At 75.8% G+C, this 19842-nt stretch carries 16 protein-coding genes; 4 read left to right on the forward strand and 12 right to left on the reverse strand.

Annotated elements, in window-relative coordinates; all coding sequences use genetic code 11:
• Positions 1–194 precede the first annotated feature (194 nt).
• The 4 genes from ACQP6G_RS19730 to ACQP6G_RS19745 all read right to left on the reverse strand — a co-directional run bounded on the left by ACQP6G_RS19730 (position 195) and on the right by ACQP6G_RS19745 (position 5513).
• Entirely contained in the window at positions 195–2438 is a 2244-nt protein-coding gene (locus ACQP6G_RS19730; protein ID WP_429766885.1) for a PhoX family protein, read from the reverse strand.
• 164 nt (positions 2439–2602) lie between these two features.
• Positions 2603–3697, reverse strand: coding sequence for a molybdenum cofactor biosynthesis protein MoaE (locus tag ACQP6G_RS19735; protein ID WP_429766886.1), 1095 nt, complete (start codon positions 3695–3697; stop codon positions 2603–2605).
• Positions 3694–4227, reverse strand: coding sequence for a cyclic pyranopterin monophosphate synthase MoaC (gene moaC, locus ACQP6G_RS19740; protein ID WP_429766887.1), 534 nt, complete (start codon positions 4225–4227; stop codon positions 3694–3696). Before moaC ends, ACQP6G_RS19735 begins: the two co-directional genes overlap by 4 nt.
• Complete coding sequence (locus ACQP6G_RS19745) at positions 4224–5513, reverse strand: molybdopterin molybdotransferase MoeA (protein WP_429766888.1); 1290 nt, start codon at positions 5511–5513, stop codon at positions 4224–4226. Before ACQP6G_RS19745 ends, moaC begins: the two co-directional genes overlap by 4 nt.
• Positions 5514–5604: 91 nt before the next feature.
• Between ACQP6G_RS19745 and ACQP6G_RS19750 the strand changes: the two genes are divergently transcribed.
• The 4 genes from ACQP6G_RS19750 to ACQP6G_RS19765 are packed head-to-tail and all read left to right on the forward strand — an operon-like array spanning position 5605 to position 8639.
• Positions 5605–6012 carry a TOBE domain-containing protein gene (locus tag ACQP6G_RS19750; protein WP_429767122.1) on the forward strand — a complete coding sequence of 136 codons (408 nt, stop codon included), beginning with the start codon at positions 5605–5607 and terminating at the stop codon, positions 6010–6012.
• The gene (modA, locus tag ACQP6G_RS19755; protein WP_429766890.1) at positions 6009–6770 is read left to right on the forward strand and encodes a molybdate ABC transporter substrate-binding protein; all 762 of its coding nucleotides are present in this window, start codon (positions 6009–6011) and stop codon (positions 6768–6770) included. Before ACQP6G_RS19750 ends, modA begins: the two co-directional genes overlap by 4 nt.
• A gap of 7 nt (positions 6771–6777) precedes the next feature.
• Positions 6778–7587 (forward strand): ABC transporter permease, encoded by an 810-nt coding sequence (locus tag ACQP6G_RS19760; protein ID WP_429766892.1) that lies wholly within the window; start codon positions 6778–6780, stop codon positions 7585–7587.
• Positions 7584–8639, forward strand: a complete 1056-nt coding sequence (locus tag ACQP6G_RS19765) for a sulfate/molybdate ABC transporter ATP-binding protein (RefSeq protein WP_429766894.1) — start codon at positions 7584–7586, stop codon at positions 8637–8639. Before ACQP6G_RS19760 ends, ACQP6G_RS19765 begins: the two co-directional genes overlap by 4 nt.
• Here ACQP6G_RS19765 and ACQP6G_RS19770 read toward each other — a convergent pair.
• The 8 genes from ACQP6G_RS19770 to ACQP6G_RS19805 form a co-directional block, all read right to left on the reverse strand.
• Entirely contained in the window at positions 8627–9760 is a 1134-nt protein-coding gene (locus ACQP6G_RS19770) for a uroporphyrinogen-III synthase (protein WP_429767124.1), read from the reverse strand. The genes ACQP6G_RS19765 and ACQP6G_RS19770 overlap by 13 nt on opposite strands.
• A 37-nt stretch (positions 9761–9797) precedes the next feature.
• Entirely contained in the window at positions 9798–10601 is an 804-nt protein-coding gene (cobA, locus tag ACQP6G_RS19775) for a uroporphyrinogen-III C-methyltransferase (protein WP_429766896.1), read from the reverse strand.
• Positions 10598–11008 carry a nitrite reductase (NAD(P)H) small subunit gene (locus tag ACQP6G_RS19780; RefSeq protein ID WP_429766898.1) on the reverse strand — a complete coding sequence of 137 codons (411 nt, stop codon included), beginning with the start codon at positions 11006–11008 and terminating at the stop codon, positions 10598–10600. The genes cobA and ACQP6G_RS19780 overlap by 4 nt, the downstream gene beginning before the upstream one ends.
• On the reverse strand, positions 11005–13701 hold the full coding sequence (gene nirB, locus ACQP6G_RS19785; RefSeq protein ID WP_429766900.1) for a nitrite reductase large subunit NirB: 2697 nt from the start codon (positions 13699–13701) through the stop codon (positions 11005–11007). The genes ACQP6G_RS19780 and nirB overlap by 4 nt, the downstream gene beginning before the upstream one ends.
• 172 nt (positions 13702–13873) lie before the next feature.
• Positions 13874–14371 carry a P-loop nucleotide/nucleoside kinase family protein gene (locus tag ACQP6G_RS19790; protein WP_429766901.1) on the reverse strand — a complete coding sequence of 166 codons (498 nt, stop codon included), beginning with the start codon at positions 14369–14371 and terminating at the stop codon, positions 13874–13876.
• A gap of 197 nt (positions 14372–14568) precedes the next feature.
• Positions 14569–16242: an FAD-dependent oxidoreductase gene (locus ACQP6G_RS19795; RefSeq protein WP_429766903.1), complete on the reverse strand. Its 1674-nt coding sequence runs from the start codon at positions 16240–16242 to the stop codon at positions 14569–14571.
• A complete protein-coding gene (locus tag ACQP6G_RS19800) occupies positions 16239–18464 on the reverse strand; it encodes a molybdopterin oxidoreductase family protein (protein WP_429766905.1) in 2226 nt (741 codons plus the stop codon). The genes ACQP6G_RS19795 and ACQP6G_RS19800 overlap by 4 nt, the downstream gene beginning before the upstream one ends.
• On the reverse strand, positions 18461–19816 hold the full coding sequence (locus tag ACQP6G_RS19805; protein WP_429766907.1) for an MFS transporter: 1356 nt from the start codon (positions 19814–19816) through the stop codon (positions 18461–18463). The genes ACQP6G_RS19800 and ACQP6G_RS19805 overlap by 4 nt, the downstream gene beginning before the upstream one ends.
• Positions 19817–19842 lie beyond the last annotated feature (26 nt).

The following is a 19842-nucleotide window of genomic DNA, read 5'->3' on the forward strand; positions in this document are numbered from 1 at the left end:
AGGTAGGCGCCGGCGGGCGCCTCGGGGGTGGTCACGGTCCCCCAGTCTACGAACTGCGCCGGCGCCCACCGCCACCGCGAGATAGAGAACCCCGAGTCGCGAGATAGAGAGGCTGCGACGGGGCCGCTAGCGCTGCGGCCTCGTCGCGGCCTCTCTATCTCGCGACTCGGGGTTCTCTATCTCGCGTCCAGGGGTCAGCGGTGGCGCGGCCACGGGAACGGGCCGGGGCCGTCCCAGCCGTCGCCGCCCTTGCCGTGCCCGTTGCCGTTCCCGTGACCGTTCCCGTGACCGTGGCCGTTCCCGGGGTGCTCGCCCCGGCCGGTCCTGTAGACCTGGATCGTGGACGGGCGGGGCCCGCGCCACGCACCGGCGGGGGCCCGCTCGCCCTCGGCGAGGTAGTCCGGGAAGTAGGAGTTCGGCGCGGCGAACGTGCCGTCCTCGCCCGGGTGCTGGACGTTGACGTAGACCATCGCGTCGCGCGAGTCGACGACCGGGCCGCACGTCTCGGCGTCGCGCGGCACGGACAGGAACTGCTCCACACGGCCCCGCTGGCGGCCCGTGAGGGTCACCTTGAACAGGCCGTCGCACTTCTGGATCGTCGACGGCGCGCCGTCCGTGGAGATCCACAGGTTGCCCTCGGCGTCGAACGCGAGGTTGTCGGGGCACGAGATCGGCGAGACCCGGTCGGCGGGGAAGCCGGAGAAGTACGTCGAGTCGTTCACCGACGGGTCGCCCGCGACGAGCAGCAGGTTCCACGTGAACGTCGTGGCGGTCTGGTCGCCGCGGTCCTCGATGATCTCCACGACGTGACCGTCGCGGTTGGTGGTGCGGGGGTTGGGCTCGGTGGCGCCCTCCTTGCCGTCCTTGCCGCGGTCGGTGTTGTTGGTGCACGCCACGTAGATGCGCCCGGTGAGCGGGTTCGGCTCCACGTCCTCCGGGCGGTCCATCTTGGTGGCGCCGACGGCGTCCGCGGCCAGCCGCGTGAAGACGAGCACCTCCTCGGTGGTCATGCCCGGCACCTGCGACTCGCCGTCCTTGACGAGCGGGACCCACTCGCCGGTGCCGTCGAAGCCGCCGTCGGAGGGGACGGCGCCCGAGCCGTCGATCTCCGACGCCGGGGAGTCGCCCCGGAAGCGCGCGACGAACAGGTCGCCCTCGGACAGCAGGGTCTTGTTGTGGCGGCGCGCCCCGCGGCTGCTGCCGTCGCGGAAGCGGTTCTTCGACACGAACTTGTACACGTAGTCGAAGCGCTCGTCGTCGCCCATGTACGCGACGGCGTGGCCGCGGCGGGACAGGATGACGTTGGCGCCCTCGTGCTTGAAGCGACCCATCGCCGTGTGCTTCACGGGCGCCTCGTCGGGCTCGTACGGGTCCACCTCGACGATCCAGCCGAACCGGTGGCTCTCGTACTCGTAGCCCGGGTTGCGGCCGTCGAACCGCGGGTCGTCGAGCTCCCAGCCGTAGCTCGTCGCCGCGTCCTTGAGGCCGTACCGCGCGTCGCGCGGGTCCTTGCCGTTGACGCGGAAGTTCGCGTTGTAGTTCTCCTCCCCGGAGACGACCGTGCCCCACGGCGTCGTACCGCCCGCGCAGTTGTTGAGCGTGCCACGCACGCGGGTGCCGGTCGGGTCCTCGACCGTCTTCATGAGGTACGAGCCGGCGGCCGGGCCGTCCACGTGGAACTCCGTGTCCACGGTGATGCGGCGGTTGTAGCGGCTGATCCGCGAGTACGTCCACGGCGAGCCCTCGCGGTCGCGACGCACCTCGACCACCGACAGCCCCCAGGCGGCGCGCTCGATCGCGCGGCGCGTGGCGGCGTCGTACGAGTCGTCGAACATGATCCCGGCGTTGGTGTACTCGTGGTTGCTCACCAGCAGGCCGCGCGTGCCGCGCTTCGTCGTCCCGCGGGGCCGGACGGCGTCCGGGTCGGCGGGCAGGATGTCGAGGTAGTCGACGTTGTAGCCGAACTGCTTGGCCTGCTGCTCCGGCGTCTGGCGCGCGGCGTCGAACGCGCGGCCGCCGGGCAGGATCGGGTCGCCCCAGCGGATGATCGGCGACCACTCGTACCCCTCGGGCACGACGAACGCGTCCACGCCGGCGTCCTGCGGCGCGATGGCGCCGAAGGCGAGGCCCTTGCCGGCACCGTGGCCACGGCCCGCGGCCGTGACGGCGCTCGCTCCGGGCGCGCCCGCCACCTGGGCGCCCACGACGACGGTGGCGGCCGCGGCGGCCAGGCCGCCGAGCATGACGCGGCGGGACAGCGCCCGCGCCGCGACGTCGCGGAAGTACTCGTTGGCGGACTCGTTGGGCGCGGGGTGCGAGCACGCGTCGGCGCACTTGAGCCGGCACGTGACCGGGCTGCGCTTGCCGCGCGCGTAGTGAGGGCTGTGAGGCGCGGCCGCGAGCTCCAGCAGCGGGCGCGACTCGGGGGCGATCGTCATCGGGCACTCCTGAGGGTGAAGCAGTGTCGGGACAGGGGGTGACGTGCCCGAACGTAGGGAGCACCGATGGCGGGCGGCCGTCGTGACACCGACCCTCAGGTGAACAGCAGGTGACCTCGGGGTCGGCCTCGGAGTCGGCCTCGGAGTCGGCCTCGCGTCCGACCTCAGCCGAGCGAGGCCACCCACTCCGACGTGCCGTCGTCGAAGCCCTGCTCCTTCCAGATCGGCACCTCGGCCTTGAGCTCCTCGACCAGGTCCGACGCCGCGGTGAACGCCGCCTGCCGGTGCCCCGCCGCCACGGCCGCCACCACCGCGACGTCGCCGATCGTCAGGTCGCCGGTGCGGTGCACGACGGCGACGCGGACGCGGTCCCCCGTCGCCGCGGCCGTGCGGCGCGCGACGCGTTCCGCCACCGTCCGCAGCACCGTCGCCGCGTCCGGGTGCGCCTCGTAGTGCAGGCGCAGGACCCCGCGCCCGCCGTCGTGGTCGCGCACGTAGCCCGAGAACGTCGCCACCGCGCCGCACGCGTCGTCGCGCACCAGCGCCCCGAGCTCCGCGACCAGCGGGTCCAGGGGCGAGTCGACGACGTCGGCGCGCAGCACCACCGCCGACGGCTCCCCCGAGGTCGAGCCGGAGGCGTCCAGGTCGAGACCTGCGCGCTCGACCTCGGCAGCTGAGGCTCGACCTCGCGGCGTGGGGCCCGCGGGGTGGTCGCCGCCCGCGAGCTGGTCGACGGCGTGCGGCAGCACGTCGGCCAGCGCGTCGAGGCCGTCCGTCACGCCGCCGACGGAGCCGGGCAGGTTGACCACCAGCGTGCGGCCGGCCACCCCGGCGACGCCGCGGGACAGCGCCGCCGCCGGGACGGCCCGCTTCGCGGGGTCGGTCGGCGCGGTCGAGCGCGCACGGACGAGCTCCGCGATCCCCGGCACCTCGCGGTCCAGGACGGCGCGGGTCGCCTCCGGGGTGCGGTCGCGCGGGCCGAGCCCCGTGCCGCCGCTGGTGACGATCAGGTGCGGCACGTCGTCCGGCGCCTCCCCCGCCCCCGGTGCGAGCAGCGCGGCGAGCGCCTCGCGCACCGGCTCGCCGTCGGGCACGACGACGGGCTGCGACGTGCGCCAGCCCCGGGCCGCGAACCACGCGACGGCCGCCGGGCCCGAGCGGTCCTCGTACTCCCCCGCCGCCGCGCGGTCCGAGGCCACGACGACGGCGACGCGCCGCTGTGCGTGAGAGCCGGCGTGGTGCTCGTGCGTGCCGGTCATGCGTCCTCCCGGCCCGACTCGGAGGTGGACGCCGCGCGCGCCCAGTCGCCGGACGTGCCGCCCGACTTCGCCACCACCTGCACGTCGGTGAGCACGGCGGCCTTGTCGACGGCCTTGATCATGTCGTAGAGCGTCAGCCCGGCGACGGTGACCGCGGTGAGCGCCTCCATCTCGACGCCGGTGCGGCCGGTGGTGCGCACGGTGGCGGAGATCCCGACGGTGCCGGACCCGTCGGAGGCGGGCACGACGTCGATCTCCACGCCGGAGATCGGCAGCGGATGACACAGCGGCACGAGGTCGGGCGTGCGCTTGGCGCCCAGGATCCCGGCGATGCGCGCCGTGGCGATCGCCTCCCCCTTCGGCAGGTCGCCGGACGCGATCCGCTCGACGACGTCCGCGCGCGTGCGCAGCACGCCCGTCGCGGTCGCCTGCCGCTTCGTCACGTCCTTGGCGGAGACGTCGACCATGTGGGCAGCGCCGTCGGCGCGGTAGTGGGTCAGGCCCTGCGTCGGGTCGTTCGGGTCGGTCAACGGAGCTCCTGGTAGTCGACGAGGTCGCCGGCGTCGAGGTGCGCGACGCCGGGCGGCACGTGCACGAGGACGGTCGCGGCGGCGAGGTGGGTCAGCAGGTGCGAGCCGGGTCCGCCGGTCATGCGCACACGGCCGTCGGCGTCGAGCGCGCCCCGCCGCACCTGGTGCAGCGCGGGCGGCGAGTCGAGCGGCTCGGCGAGCGGCGCGCGGCCGGTCGCGCGGCGGGCCGGCGACGCGCCCGTCGCCGCGGCGAGCACCGGGCGCAGGAACAGCTCGAACGACACGTACGCGCTCACCGGGTTGCCGGGGAACGCGACGAGCGGCACGTCCCGCCCGGACCCGAGGGTGACCGTGCCGAGGCCCTGCGGCCCGCCCGGCTGGACGGCGACGTGCCCGAACCAGGCGTCCGTGAGGGTCTGTCGCACCACCTCGTACGCCCCGGCGGACACGCCGCCGGTCGTGACGACGAGGGCGACGTCGCCCGCCGCATCGGCGAGCACCCGGAGCAGCGCGTCGGGCCGGTCCGGCGCGACGCGGGTCGTGACCCGGGCACCTGCCTGCCCGAGCGCCGCGGTGAGCGCGGCGCCGTTGGCGTCGTGCACCTGCGCCGGGCCGAGCGGCACCCCAGCAGGGGCGAGCTCCGAGCCCGTCGACACGAGCAGCACGTGCGGCGGGGCCGCGACCTCGACGGTCGTGACGCCCGCGGCGACGAGCGCCCCGAGCTGCGGGCCTCCGAGCGGCGTCCCGGCGGGGACCAGCACGTCGCCGGCCGCGACGTCGGAGCCCGCCGTCCGCACGAACGTGCCCCGCGTGACGGGAACGGCGAACCGGACCTCCGCGGACGTGGCCGGGTCCGGGAAGCGCGGCGGGTCGGCGTCCTCGATCCTGACGACGGCGTCGGCCCCGGCGGGCACGGGCGCACCCGTCATCACGGGGGCCGCGGTGCCCGGCTCCAGCGTCGGCGGCTGGGTCCCGGCGGGGACGGGCGCGACGACGGGCAGCACCACCGGGTCGCCGACGGACGCGCCGGCGAGGTCCGCGGAACGCACCGCGTAGCCGTCCATCTGGGAGTTGTCGAAGCCGGGCAGCGCGGCGGCGGCCGTCGCGTCGCGCGCCAGCACGCGGGGCGACAGCCCGGCGCCGGCGCCCACCTGCGTCAGCAGGGTCGCGACGTCGATCCGCGCGGACGCCCGCCCGCGCGCCGCCGCCAGGGCGGGCTCGACCGCCTCGGCCACCGCGGCCGCGTGGTCGGCCACCGACCGTCGCCGCGTCACGTCGTCATGCACGGGCGTCAGCCTATGTCCCCCGCCGCCCACGGTCCCCGGCGGGAGCCGCACCCGCAGCGTTCCCCGCAGATGCGGGGCTATGCTGCTGCCCGTGCCGCACATGCGAGTTTCGGAAGCGTCCGTGTACCTCGGCGTCAGCGACGACACGGTGCGCCGCTGGATCGACCGCGGGCTGCTCGGGTCCACGACGGACGCGTCGGGCCGCAAGGTCGTCGACGGGTACGAGGTGGCGATGGTGGCGCGCGAGCACGCGACCGTCCCAGCCCTGCCCGGCGGGATGAAGAGCTCGGCGCGCAACCGCTTCGTCGGGCTCGTCACGGACATCCAGAGCGACCCGGTCATGTCGCAGGTGGAGCTGCAGTGCGGCCCGTTCCGCGTGGTGTCGCTCATGAGCAGCGAGGCCGTGCGCGACCTCGGTCTCGAGCGCGGCTCCGTGGCGGTGGCGGTCATCAAGTCGACGACGGTCGTGATCGAGGCAGAGGACAAGGGTGTCGCATGAGGAAGCACATCGCCGCCGGGGCCGCGGCGCTCGCAGTGACGGCGCTGGCGGGCTGCGGCGCGCCGGCGTCGGGCGACGACGGCGGCACGACGACGCTCACCGTGTTCGCGGCGGCCTCGCTGAAAGGCTCGTTCGAGGACCTCGCCGAGCAGTTCGAGGCGGCGCACGACGGCGTGGACGTCCAGCTCAGCTTCGCGGGGTCGTCCGACCTGGTGGCGCAGATCCAGCAGGGCGCGCCCGCCGACGTCTTCGCCTCCGCGGACACGGCGAACATGGACAAGCTCGTCGGAGACGACCTGGTGACCGACCCGCGGGACTTCGCCACCAACACGCTGGAGATCGCCGTCCCGCCGGGCAACCCGGCCGGCGTCGAGTCCCTCCAGGACCTCGCCTCCCCGGACGTGAAGCTCGTGCTGTGCGCGCCCGAGGTGCCGTGCGGGGCCGCGTCCGCGAAGGTCGCCGACGCCGCGGGCCTCGACCTCCGACCCGTGAGCGAGGAGCAGAGCGTGACCGACGTCCTCGGCAAGGTGATCGCGGGCGAGGCGGACGCCGGGCTCGTGTACGTCACGGACGTCGCCGCCGCGGGCGACGACGTCGAGGGCGTCGAGCTCCCCGAGGCGTCCGAGGCCGTCAACACGTATCCGATCGCGCCCGTCGCCGACGCCGAGCAGGCGGAGCTCGCGCAGGAGTTCGTCGACCTCGTCCTGTCGGACGACGGCCGGCGGACCCTCGCCGGGTTCGGCTTCGCGGCCCCGTAGGCGTCCCGTGCGGGTGTCGCCGGGCTCGACCACCGGGGGGACCGCCGTCGGCCTGCCGCGATGGGCGTTCGTGCCCGCCGCGGTGGGCGGGCTGTTCGTGCTGCTGCCGCTGGTCGCGATGGCGACGCGGGTCGACTGGTCGAGCTACTGGTCGCTGATCACCAGCGAGTCGGCGCGGGCGGCGCTGCTGCTGAGCCTGCAGACGTCGGCCGCGAGCACGGTCGCGTGCCTCGTGCTCGGCGTCCCGATGGCGCTCGTGCTGGCGCGGTGCCGCTTCCCCGGCATCGATCTGCTGCGCTCGCTGGTCATGGTGCCGCTGGTGCTGCCGCCCGTGGTGGGCGGCATCGCGCTGCTCTACACGTTCGGCCGCCGCGGCCTGCTCGGCGAGACGCTGGAGGTGGCGGGCGTGCAGATCGCGTTCTCGACGACGGCGGTGGTGCTGGCGCAGACGTTCGTCGCGCTGCCGTTCCTCGTGACGAGCCTCGAGGGCGCGCTGCGCACGGCGGGCGCACGCTACGAGGCGGTCGCGGCGTCGCTCGGCGCGCGCCCGACGACGGTGCTGCGCCGCGTGACCCTCCCCCTCGTGTGGCCGGGCCTGCTGTCCGGGGCGGTGCTGTCGTTCGCCCGCGCCCTCGGCGAGTTCGGCGCCACCATCACGTTCGCCGGCAGCCTGCAGGGCGTCACCCGCACCCTGCCGCTGGAGATCTACCTGCAGCGCGAGACCGACCCCGACGCCGCCGTGGCCCTCTCGCTGCTGCTCGTCGTCGTCGCCGTCCTCGTCATCGCCGCCACGCGGCGCGACCGGAGCCCGCTGTGACGCTGACGTTCGCCGCCACGCTGCCCGCCCGCGGCTTCGACGTCGAGCTCGACGTCCCCGAGGGCCGCACCCTCGCCCTGCTCGGCCCCAACGGGGCGGGCAAGTCGACGGCGCTCGGCCTCACGGCGGGCACGCTGCGCCCGCACGACGGCGAGATCGCGCTCGACGGCCGCCCCCTCGTGCGCGCCGCCGGCGGCCGCGTCCGCACCTGGGTGCCGCCGCACGACCGGCACGTCGCGCTGCTCGCGCAGGAGCCGCTGCTCTTCCCGCACCTGTCCGTGCGCCAGAACGTGGCGTTCGGGCCGCGGTCCCAGGGCGCCCGACGGAGCACGGCCGCCGCGGCGGCAGACCGGCGGCTCGAGCAGGTCGGGCTCGCGCACCTGGCGGACCGTGCGCCGTCGACCCTGTCGGGCGGGCAGGCGCAGCGCATCGCCGTCGCGCGGGCGCTCGCGGCCGAGCCGCGGCTGCTGCTGCTCGACGAGCCCATGGCCGCGCTCGACGTCGACGTCACGCCCGAGCTGCGCCAGACCCTCCGGCACCTGCTCGAGGGGCAGACGGCCGTGATCACCACCCACGACGTCCTCGACGCGCTGCTGCTCGCCGACGAGGTGGCCGTGGTCGAGGGCGGGCGCGTCGTCGAACGCGGCCCGACCGCCCAGGTGCTGAGCCGGCCGCGCAGCGCGTTCGCGGCGAAGATCGCCGGGCTCAACCTCCTGGCCGGGTCGTGGACCGGCGACGGCGTGCGCACCCCCGCGGGCGAGGTGGTGCACGGCCGCACCCCGGCCGACGGGATCGCCGCGGGCACACCCACGACCGCCGTCTTCCGACCCGCCGCCGTCGCCGTGTACCTCGACGAGCGGCACGGCTCCCCGCGCAACACGTTCCCCGCCACGGTGCGGTCCCTCGAGCCGCGCGGCGACCTGGTGCGCGTGCGCACCGCCCGCCTCGCCGCCGACGTCACGCCCCAGTCCGCCGCCGAGCTCGCCCTCGTGCCCGGCGCGCCGGTGTGGCTGTCGGTCAAGGCCGCGGAGGTCGACGTCTACCCGGCGTGACCCTCGGTGGCCGTCCAGTGCGCGTCGTCGTGCGCGAGCTCCAGCCGGTAGCCGCGCTTGACGACGGTCTTGACCAGCTCGCGCCGGCCGGTGGCGTCGCGCAGGCGGGCGACGGCGACCTCGACGGCGTGCGGGTCGCGGGAGCTGCCGGGCAGCACGTCGAGCACACGCTCGCGCGGCACGACGTCGCCTCCGGCGGCGGCGAGCAGCCGCAGCACCTCGACGCCGGTCGGCGACAGGGGCAGCACCTGCTGGTCCAGGACGGCGACGCGCGCCCGGATGACGAGCGGCCCGGCGACGGTGGCGAGGGCCACCGATTCCAGGTGCTCGTAGTGCCCGACGATCGACCGCACGAGCGCGCCGAGCCGGCCGCGCTCGGGCTGCAGGGTCGGGATGCCGCGCGACTCCAGCGGGCGCGCGGTGACGGGCCCGACGGCGGCGGCGACCATCGACCCGTCGACGAACCGCGCCACGACCGCGTCCCGCAGGCCCTGGGTCTCGACCGCGCGCAGCCACGCCTCGGCGCCGGGCGCGGACGTGAAGGCGACGGCGTCGATCTCGCCCGCCGCGGCGGCGCGCACGGAGTCCTCGACGGCGGCCGGGTCGGGCGGCGGTCCCCATCGGTACACGACCAGCGCGGACACCCGGGCGCCGGCCTTCTCGAACACGGCGTCCAGCCCGTCGGCGCCCGCCCCGTGGTGCTGGATGGCGACGTGCAGCCCGCCCACGCCCTCGCTGAGCAGCACCTCGGCGACCTCGGCCGACGTCTCCGACTCCGCGACCCAGTCGGCCTGCAGCCCCGCGGCCTGGATGGCGCCGCGCGCCTTGGGGCCGCGCGCGACGATCCGCGACCGGCCCAGGACGGCGAGCAGGTCGTCGGCGAGCCCGTGCGCGTCGGCGGCCTCGATCCACGCGCGGAACCCGACGCCGGTGGTCGCGACGACGACGTCCGGCGGGTCGGCGACGAGGGCGCGCGTCGCCGCGATCAGGGCGTCGTCGTCCACGTGCGGGATCATGCTCAGCGCCGGAGCGTGCCGGACCGAGGCGCCGCGGCGCTCCAGGGCGGCGGCCAGCTCGCCCGAGCGGCGGTCGGCCGTGACCAGCACCGTGCAGCCCGCCATCACCTGGCCCAGCGCCGGCCGGGGGCCCGGCGCGGTATCAGCCACCGACCTGCCCTGCGGCTCCTCCTGCGTCACGCGCGACCTCCAGCAGCTCCTCGTGGGCCACGTCGCCGATCACGACCACGGCCGGCGCGCGGACCCCGACCTCCTCGGCACGCTTGGCGGCCAGGTCGAGGGCGACGCGCGTGACCCGCTGGTCGGGCAGCGAACCTCGTTCCACGATAGCGACGGGCGTCCCCGGCGCGGCGCCCGCGTCCAGCAGGCGGGCGACGATCCCGGGCAGGGCGGCCACGCCCATGAGCACGACCAGCGTCGCCGCCCGCGAGGTCACGCACGCGACGGAGACGTCGTCGAGCACGTCGCCGCCCGCCGCGCCGTCGCGGGTGTGGCCCGTGACGACGTGGAACGCCGTCGTCGTGCCGCGGTGCGTCAGCGGCACCCCGGCCAGCGCGGGCGCGGCGAGCGCGGACGAGACCCCGGGCACCACCTCGACCGGTACCCCGGCGGCACGGCAGGCCGCGACCTCCTCACCGCCGCGGCCGAAGACGAACGGGTCGCCGCCCTTGAGGCGCACCACGCGCTGGCCGGCGAGCGCGCGCGCCACGATCAGCGCGTCGATCTCCTCCTGCGGCAGCGTGTGCCGGCCCGGCGTCTTGCCGACGTCGACGACCTCGACGCCGGGGCCCAGGTCGTCGAGGACCTCGCGCGGCACCAGCCGGTCGGTGACGACGACGTCGGCCGTGGTCAGCGCGCGCCACGCGCGGTACGTGAGCAGGTCTGCGGCGCCCGGGCCGGCGCCGACCAGGGTGACGCGGCCTGGGGCCGCGTCCCGCGTCGTCATCCGATCCCCACGTGCACGACGCCGCCGGACACGACGACCGGGTACGACGCGAGGTCCCCCGCCAGCCCCGCGCGGGGCTCCTTGCCCGCCGCGTCGAGGCAGCGGCCCGTGTGCAGCTCGAAGACCTGCTTGTACACCGGGGACGCCACGGTGGGCGTGCCGCCGCGGGTGCCGACGATGCCGCGCGACATGACGTTCGCGCCCGAGTACGGGTCCAGCTGCTGCACGGCGCAGACCGTGCCGTCGAGCAGGCGGAACAGCGCCACCTGCAGCTCCTCGCCGTCCGAGCCGGTCACCAGGGCGGCGGCGCCGCGCTCGGGGGCCAGCGCGCCCAGCGGGCAGACGGCGGTCCAGCCGGGGCCGTCGACGAGGGTCGTGGCGGTGGGGCTCGGGGTCAGGGCGGTCATGCGCGCACCTCCAGGGTGGGGCCGGCGACGAGGACGGGGCTGGTGAGGGCGGAGACGAGGTCGGGGTCGGCGGTGCCGGAGGCGACCTCGTCCGCGGTGGCCGGGCGCTTCTGCCCGCGCTCGGGCACGTACGCGAGCGCCGGGTCGGGCGTGGTCGGGGCGTTGACGAAGGAGCCGAACCGGGCCAGCTTCTCCGGGTCGTCGAGCACGGCCTTCCACTCGTCCTCGTACCCCTCCACGTGCTGCGCCATCGCGGCGTCGAGATCCGCGCCGATGCCGAGGGAGTCCTCGATCACCACCTGGCGGATCGCCTCGAGCCCGCCCTCGTACTCCTCCACCCACGGCGCGGTGCGCTGCAGCCGGTCGGCGGTGCGGATGTACAGCATGAGGAAGCGGTCGACGGTGCGCAGCAGCTCGGCGGACGAGAGGTTCTCGGCGAGGAGCTGCGCGTGCTTCGGCGTCTGGCCACCGTTGCCGCCCACGTAGACGTTCCACCCCTGGTCGGTGGCGATGACCCCGACGTCCTTGCCGCGGGCCTCCGCGCACTCGCGGGCGCAGCCGGAGACGCCGAGCTTGAGCTTGTGCGGAGAGCGCAGGCCGCGGTAGCGCAGCTCGAGCTCGACGGCCATGCCCACGGAGTCCTGCACCCCGTACCGGCACCAGGTGGACCCGACGCACGACTTCACGGTGCGCAGCGACTTGCCGTACGCGTGCCCGGACTCGAAGCCGGCGTCCACGAGCCGCCGCCAGATCTCCGGGAGCTGCTCGACGCGGGCGCCGAACATGTCGATCCGCTGCCCGCCGGTGATCTTCGTGTAGAGGCCGAAGTCCTTCGCGACCTGCCCCACGACGATCAGCCCCTCCGGCGTCACCTCGCCGCCCGGCATGCGCGGGACGACCGAGTACGTCCCGTCCTTCTGCATGTTGGCGAGCATGTGGTCGTTGGTGTCCTGCAGGGTGGCCTGCTCGCCCGCGAGGATGTGCCCGTTGCCGAGGCTGGCCAGGATCGAGGCCACGGTCGGCTTGCAGATGTCGCAGCCACGGCCGGCGTCGCTCGCGCCGTCGGGCACCCGCCCGAACCGGGCGATGATCTCGCTGAACGTGTGCAGGTCGGCCACGCGCACGGCGTCGAAGAGCTGGGCGCGGGAGAGCTCGAAGTGCTCGCACAGCGCGTTGCTCACCTCGACGCCGGCCTTGGCCAGCTCCGTCTTCGTCAGCTTGGTGACCAGCGGCAGGCAGGCGCCGCACGTGGTGCCGGCCCGCGTGCACGCCTTGACGCCGGCGACGTCGGTGCAGTCGTGCTCCGTCACCGCACCGCGGATCGTGCCCGCCGAGACGTTGTTGCAGGAGCAGACGTTCGCGTCGTCGGGCAGCTCGAGCGTGGGCGCGCCGACCGCGCCCTCGGGGAGCAGGAACGCCGACGGGTCTCCCGGCAGCTCCGCGCCGAGCATCGGGCGCAGCGACGCGTACGGCCCGGCGTCGCCGACGAAGACGCCGCCCAGCAGGGTGCGCGCGTCGTCGGCCATCACGAGCTTGCTGTAGACGCCGCGCAGCGGGTCGGCCCACACGATCTCGACCGACTTCTCGGTGCGGCCGTGCGCGTCGCCGAAGCTCGCGACGTCGACGCCCGAGAGCTTGAGCTTGGTCGCCGTGTCCGCGCCGGGGAACGTGGCCTCGCCCCCAAGCAGCCGGTCGGCCACGACCTCCGCCATCGTGTTGCCCGGTGCCACCAGGCCGAGGCAGCGGCCCTCGATGCAGGCGACCTCGCCGATCGCCCAGACGTGCGCGTCGGCCGTGCGGCAGGTGAGGTCGACGACGGCACCGCCGCGCTCGCCGACCTCCAGGCCTGCCGCGCGGGCGAGCTCGTCGCGGGGCCGCACGCCCGTGGCCATCACGACGACGTCCACGTCGAGCCGGCCGCCGTCGGCGAAGTCCATGCGGCCCACGTGCCCGGTACGGCGGTGCGGGCGGATCGCCTTGGTCGCGGTGTCGGTGCGGACCGAGATGCCCTTGTCGTTGATGAGCCGCTTGAGCGCGTGCCCGCCGCCCAGGTCGATCTGCACGTCCATGAGGTGCGTGCCGAACTGGATCACCGTGGCCTGCGCGCCGAGCGCCTTGAGCGCGCCCGCGGCCTCCAGCCCCAGCAGGCCGCCGCCGACGACCGCGCCGCGCACCGGCCGCTCGACCACGCCGCCCCGCGTCTCGACGCGCCCCGCCTCGCGCTTGGACTCGACCCAGCCGCGCAGCGCCGCGACGTCGTCGATGGTGCGGTACACGAAGACGCCGGGCAGGTCGTTGCCGTCGATGGGCGGCATCGCGGCGCTCGAGCCCGTCGCGAGCACCAGCTCGTCGTAGGCGTGCACGCGGCCGAGGCGGTCGGTCACGGTCTGCGCGGCACGGTCGATCGACGCGACGGCGCAGTCCCGGTGCAGGTCGACCAGCGGGTCGTCCCACAGCGCCGGGTCGCCGAGCGTGAGCTCCTCGGCGTCGCGCACCTCGAAGTAGCGCGTGAGCCCGACCCGGTCGTACGGCTTGCGCGGCTCCTCCGCGAAGACGGTCACGCGCCAGGCGCCGGCGTCGTCGCGCGCCCGCAGCGCCTCGACGAAGCGCTGCGCGACCATGCCGCCGCCCACGACGACGACGTGCCGCGGGTCCGGCCGGGTGCTGGGGGGCGTGCCCTGCGTCTCGTTCATGGCGCTGACGCTAGGAAGCCGCCGTGTCGCGGCCGTCAGGCCACGGTTACCTCACGGGAACATCTGCCTCACGCGCGAAACATGCCGCGCGAGAGAACCGTCCTGTCCCTGTCGAGCACGGGATCTGTATCGCCATGGGACCTCATCGCGGTACAGATCCCGTGCTCGAAGGTCACATCCCGCGGACGGTCTCCAGCGGGCCCTCGTCGGGCGTCGGGACCTCGAAGCCGTCGTGGTACGCCGCCGCGACCTCGGGGGTCAGGACGACGTCGTGCGGGTGCGCGGCGGCCCGGGCGGCGACGCGCGCGAGGGCGACGTCGCGCGGGGTGTCGACGTGGACGACCAGCGTGTCCGCGCCGTGCGCCGCGCCGAGCGCGCGGTACTCGTCCCGGGACGCGCGGGACCAGAACGACGAGTCGACGACGACGTCGCGCCCCTCCTCGAGGAGCGTCGCAACCCGGGACCGCAGCGCGTCCGCCACCCGGCGGGCGGCGTCGTCGGGCAGCGGGTGCACGGCCGGGTGCCCGGCCGCCCACGCGAGCTCGTCGACGGACGCGACCGCGTAGCCGTCGGCCGCGTAGCGGCGGGCGTGCGTGGACTTGCCCGCGCCGGCGGGGCCGCACAGCAGGACGAGGTTCGGCACGGTCGTGACGCTACCCTCGCTGTCCATGCCGAGGACGATGCCGACGACGCAGCTCGATCGGCGTACGACGACGAACCCGCTGGTCCGCTCCGTCGGCCGACGGCTCGGCCGGCTCAACGACCGGAATCCGTGGAACCACAACGACCGCGTCCACGGCTGGATCCTGCGCCGCCTGCCGCGCCGGAGACGCCGCGTGCTCGACGTCGGCTGCGGCGGTTCTTCCGCTACACGCTCGAGTGGACCTCCCCGGCCTCCTGCCCCTCCGTCTCCGACCGCGCCTGCCGCGCGGTCGACAGCCACTCCACCAACCCGCACACGGCCTCGGTGCAGCTGCCGCAGCCGGTGGTGGCGCGCGTGGCGCGGGCGACGTCGTCCTGCGTCGTCGCGCCGTCGGCCACGCAGGCCGCGATGTCGTGCTTGGTGACGCCGTTGCAGCGGCAGACGGTGGCGTCGTCGGGCATGTGCTCGGGGCTGGACGCCGGCTCGGCAGCCGGCATGACGGGCGTGAGCAGCAGGAACGCCGGGTCGGCGGGCACGGGGGTGCGGCGGGTGTAGGCGGCGGTGAGGTCGGCGGCCACGCGAGGGTCGCCCACGCACGTCGCGCCGACCAGGACGCCGCCCGCCACCACGGCCTCGACGAAGCGCCCCGCGGCCGGATCGCCGAGGCGCACGGCCCGCTCCCCCGGTTCCGGGACGCGCCCGGAACCGCAGCGGCCCATCGCGACCACGCTCAGCGGCCCTGCCTTGACCTTGACGACGTCGGTCCCGCGGGCATCGACGCCGCCCGCCCGCGCCCCCGGCGCGCGCGAGGACAGCAGGGTGCCGAGGCGCACCGCCATCGACGGCCCCGCGCCGTCGCCCGGCAGCCGCAGGTGCTCGCGCGGGCCCTCGACCCGCGCCGCCGGGCGCGGGCGCGCCGCGAGGCCCACGAGGTGCTCGGCGAGCCTCCGCGCCTGGTCCCAGCCCTCCGCGACGAGGCCGCGCGACCCCTCCGGAGGCTGCGCACAGTCGCCGACGGCGAAGACCCGGGGGTCGGTCACGCTCGCCAGGTCCGGGCCCACGACGACGCCCCGCTCGACGGCGAGCCCGGACCGTCGGGCCAGCGCCGTCTCCGGCGCGGTGCCGCACGCGAGGACGACCAGGCCCGCGCCGAGCGTCTCCCCCGGTTCGGTCGTCGCGCCGTCGAGCCGCACCCCGACGGCCCGGCCGCCGACGACGAGCACCTCCTGCGGCCGCACCCCCGTGCGCACGGCCACGCCCGCCGCCTCCAGGCTCGCGCGCAGCACGGCGCCCGCCTGGTCGTCGAGCTGCCGGTCCATCGGCGCCCCCGCGCCGTGCACGAGCGTCGTGGGCAGGCCGCGCCCGGCCAGGCCGAGCGCCAGCTCCACGCCCAGCACCCCGCCGCCGACGACCACCGCGCGCGGGGCGTTCACGGTGGCGGCGACCACCTCGCGGGCGTCGTCGAGCGTGCGCAGCGCGTGCACCCCGGCGGGCAGGGCGGTGGCGTCCGTGCCGAGGCCGGGCACGTCGGGCAGGCGCGCGGCGGCGCCGGTGGCGAGGACCAGGTGGTCGTAGGGGTGGCGGGTCCCCTCGTCGGTGAGGACCACGCGGGCGTCCCGGTCGACGGCCGTCACCGCCGTGCCCCGCAGCACGCGGGTGCGGCCGTCGTCGACCGTGGGCATGCCGATCGCCGCGACGTCCGTGCGCCCGGCGACCACGTCGGACAGCAGCACCCGGTTGTACGGCTCGTAGGGCTCGGCCCCGAGCACGGTGACGTCGAGCGCGCCGTCGCCGTCGCGCCGGGACAGCTCGTCCGCCAGGCGCGCGCCCACCATGCCGTGACCGATCACGACCACGCGGTGCGGCACGCGCAGCCCCTGCTGCGGGTCGTGACTCATGCGAGGACCTCCAGGGTCTCGACGTGCTCGGCCGTCGCGGCCGGAGCGGGGACGGCCGGCGTCACCGACACCGCGCAGACCTTGAACTCCGGCATCGCGGAGACCGGGTCGACGGCGTCGGTGGTGAGGCGGTTGACGCTGCCCGCGCCGCTCCAGTGGAAGGGCATGAAGACGGTGTCCGGGCGGACGGCGTCGGTCCAGCGGGCCGTCGCCTCGACGACGCCGCGGGCCGAGGCCAGCCGCGCCCGGCCGCCGTCCGGCACGCCGACCCGCAGCCCGAGCAGGGGGTGCAGCTCGACGTACGGCTCGGGGACCAGCCGCTCCAGCTCGGGCACCCGGTGCGTCTGCGCGCCGGACTGGTAGTGCTGCAGCACCCGCCCCGTGACGAGGTACGTCGGCGCGTCGGGGCGCACGTCGTCGGACGGGCCGGCGTGGTCCACCGCGACCATCCGCGCCCGGCCGTCCGGCGTCGCGAACCGGTCGAGGAACACGCGCGGCGTCCCGGGGTGCTGCCCCGTCGAGTTGTCAGAGGGAGCGGCGGGGCAGGGCCAGTACAGCCCCGCGCCGCCGGCGGCCTCGTGCGCGTCGAGCCGGTCGTGGCTGAGCCCGGAGTAGTCGGCGACGCCACCCGCCGACGCGCGCGCCAGCTCGTCGAACACGACGGCGGGGTCGGTCGGGAACGCGACGTCGGAGCCCAGGCGTCGGGCCAGCTCCGCGAGGATCCACAGCTCGGACCGGGCCTCACCCGGCGGGTCGGTGGCCCGCCGTCGGCGGATCACGCGTCCCTCGAGGTTCGTCATCGTGCCCTCCTCCTCCGCCCACTGGGTGGTGGGCAGCACGACGTCGGCGAGCAGCGCGGTCTCGGACGGCACGACGTCGCACACCACGAGCAGGTCGAGGGCGGCGAGCCCTTCGCGCACCCGGTCGGAGTTCGGTGCCGACACGACGACGTTCGAGCCGTGCACCAGCAGCGCGCGCGGCCCGCCGGGGGCGCCGAGCGAGGTGAGCAGCTCGACGGCGGGGACGCCCGGCCCGGGCAGCGACCCCGGGTCCACGCCCCACACGCCCGCGACGTGCGCGCGGGCGGCCGGGTCGTCGATCTTGCGGTAGCCGGGCAGCTGGTCGCACTTCTGCCCGTGCTCGCGCCCGCCCTGCCCGTTGCCCTGCCCGGTGAGGCAGCCGTACCCCGACCCCGCCCGGCCCACGAGCCCGAGCGCGAGGGCCAGGTCGATCGCCGCCGTCACGGTGGCTGTGCCCTGCGCCGACTGCTCGACGCCACGCCCGGTGAGCACGTACGCCCCGCGCCCCCCGCGCGACGGCGACGCCGCGGCCAGCAGGCGGGCCACCCGGCGCAGCTCCTCGGCGGGGACGCCGCACACCGTCTCCGCGCGCTCCGGCCACCAGGCTGCGGCCGACCGCGCGACGTCGTCGAACCCCGCGGTGCGCTCCGCCACGTACTCCCGGTCCACGAGGCGCTCGGCCACCAGCACGTGCAGCAGCGCCAGCAGCACCACGAGGTCCGTGCCCGGGACGGGCTGCAGGTGCACGCCCTCGCCCGGCCCGGCGAGCCGCGCCGTGGCGGACCGTCGCGGGTCGACGACGACGAGCCCGCCCGCGGCGCGCGCGCCGGCGAGGTGCTGCACGAACGGCGGCATCGTCTCGGCCACGTTGGAGCCCAGCAGCAGGATCGCGCCGGCCCCGGCCAGGTCGGTCACCGGGAACGGCAGCCCGCGGTCCAGGCCGAACGCCCGGTTGCCCGCCGCGGCGGCGGACGACATGCAGAACCGGCCGTTGTAGTCGATGAACGGCGTGCGCAGCACGGTGCGGGCGAACTTGCCGAGGGCGTACGCCTTCTCGTTCGTCAGCCCACCGCCGCCGAACACCGCCACGGCCTGCGGCCCGTGCTCGGCGGCCAGCACCGCGAGCCGCCCGGCGACGAGGTCGAGGGCGGCGTCCCACGACGCGGGGGCGAGCGCGCCGTCGGCCCCGCGGACCAGCGGAGTCGTGAGCCGGTCGCTCGCGCGCAGCACCGTCGCGCTGGTCCACCCCTTCTGGCAGAGCCCGCCGCCGTTCGTGGGGAACTGCCGCGGCGTCACCGTCACGGGCAGCGTCGCCCGACCCTCCGCCGCGGGCCCGGGGGCGCCGGCGGGCGCGAGCTCCATGCCGCACTGCAGGGCGCAGTACGGGCAGTGGGTGGCGACCGCGGCCCCCGACGGCGTCATACGCGCGCCGCCCGCATCGCGGTGCCGCGCCGCGCGTACACCGCCCAGGTGACGACGGCCATCACCGCGTACGCACCCACGAACACCCACAGCGCGGCGACCAGCGAGCCCGTCATCGACGTCGACATCGCGAACCCCCGCGGGATGAGGAACCCGCCGAAGGCGCCGACCGCGCCCGCGATGCCGATGCAGCCGGCGGCGGCCTTCGCCGTCGCCGCCAGGTCACGGCCGGCGCCCGCCACCCGGAAGGCGGCCGGGATCATCCGGTACACCGACCCGTTGCCCACGCCCGTGGCCACGAAGAGCACGAGGAACGAGGCGAAGAAGAGGCCGAAGCTGTGGCTGCCGAGCGCGGAGATCGCGCCGAGCGCCCCGACGATCATCATGGCGTAGCAGCACACCGTCACGACGGCGCCGCCCACACGGTCGGCCAGGATGCCGCCCAGGGGGCGGGTGACCGACCCCACGAGCGCGCCGAGGAACGCCAGGGACAGCGACACCTCGGGGAACTGCCCCGCGAGCAGCGTCGGGAACGCGCCGGAGAAGCCGATGAACGACCCGAACGTGCCGATGTAGAGGAACGAGATGATCCAGGTGTGCGGCTCCTTCACCGCGACGACGAACGTGCGCGGGTCGGCCTTCGCGGCCGACAGGTTGTCCATGAACCGCCAGGCGAGGATCACGGCCAGCACCACGAACGGGACGAACATCAGCCCGGCCCGCTGAAGCGCGACCCCGGCGCCCGCGGTGATGACCAGCGGCACCGCGAGCTGCACGGCCGCGGTGCCGATGTTCCCGCCCGCCGCGTTCCAGCCGAGGGCCGCACCCTTCTCCTTCTCGGGGAAGAAGAAGGAGATGTTCGCCATCGAGGAGGCGAAGTTGCCGCCGCCGAACCCGGCGAGCGCGGCCACGGCGAGCATGACGCCGAACGAGGTGTCCGGGCGCTGGACGACGAACGCCATGGTCAGGGTCGGGATCAGCAGCAGCCCCGCCGACACCATCGTCCAGTTGCGCCCGCCGAAGACCGGCACCGCGAGGGTGTACGGGATACGGAGCGTGGCGCCCACGAGCGACGGCACCGCGATGAGCCAGAACATCTGGTCGGTCGAGAAGGCGAAGCCGGCGGCCGGGAGCTGCGGCACGACGATCGACCAGAGCGCCCACACGCAGAACCCGAGGAACTCGGCGAACACCGAGATCACGAGGTTGCGCCGCGCGACGCGGCGGCCGCCGCCCGCCCAGAACGCCGGGTTCTCCGGCTCCCACCGGTCGATCCAGCGGCCGGGGCGGTCGATCGCCCCCGGACGCGCGTCGGGTCGGGCCGGCGTTGTCACGGTGGTCGGTGCGGCCATCGCGTGTCCTCCTGTGCGCGGGCCCG

The organism is Isoptericola nanjingensis (assembly GCF_050311635.1).
Taxonomy (GTDB): Bacteria; Actinomycetota; Actinomycetes; order Actinomycetales; family Cellulomonadaceae; genus Isoptericola; species Isoptericola nanjingensis.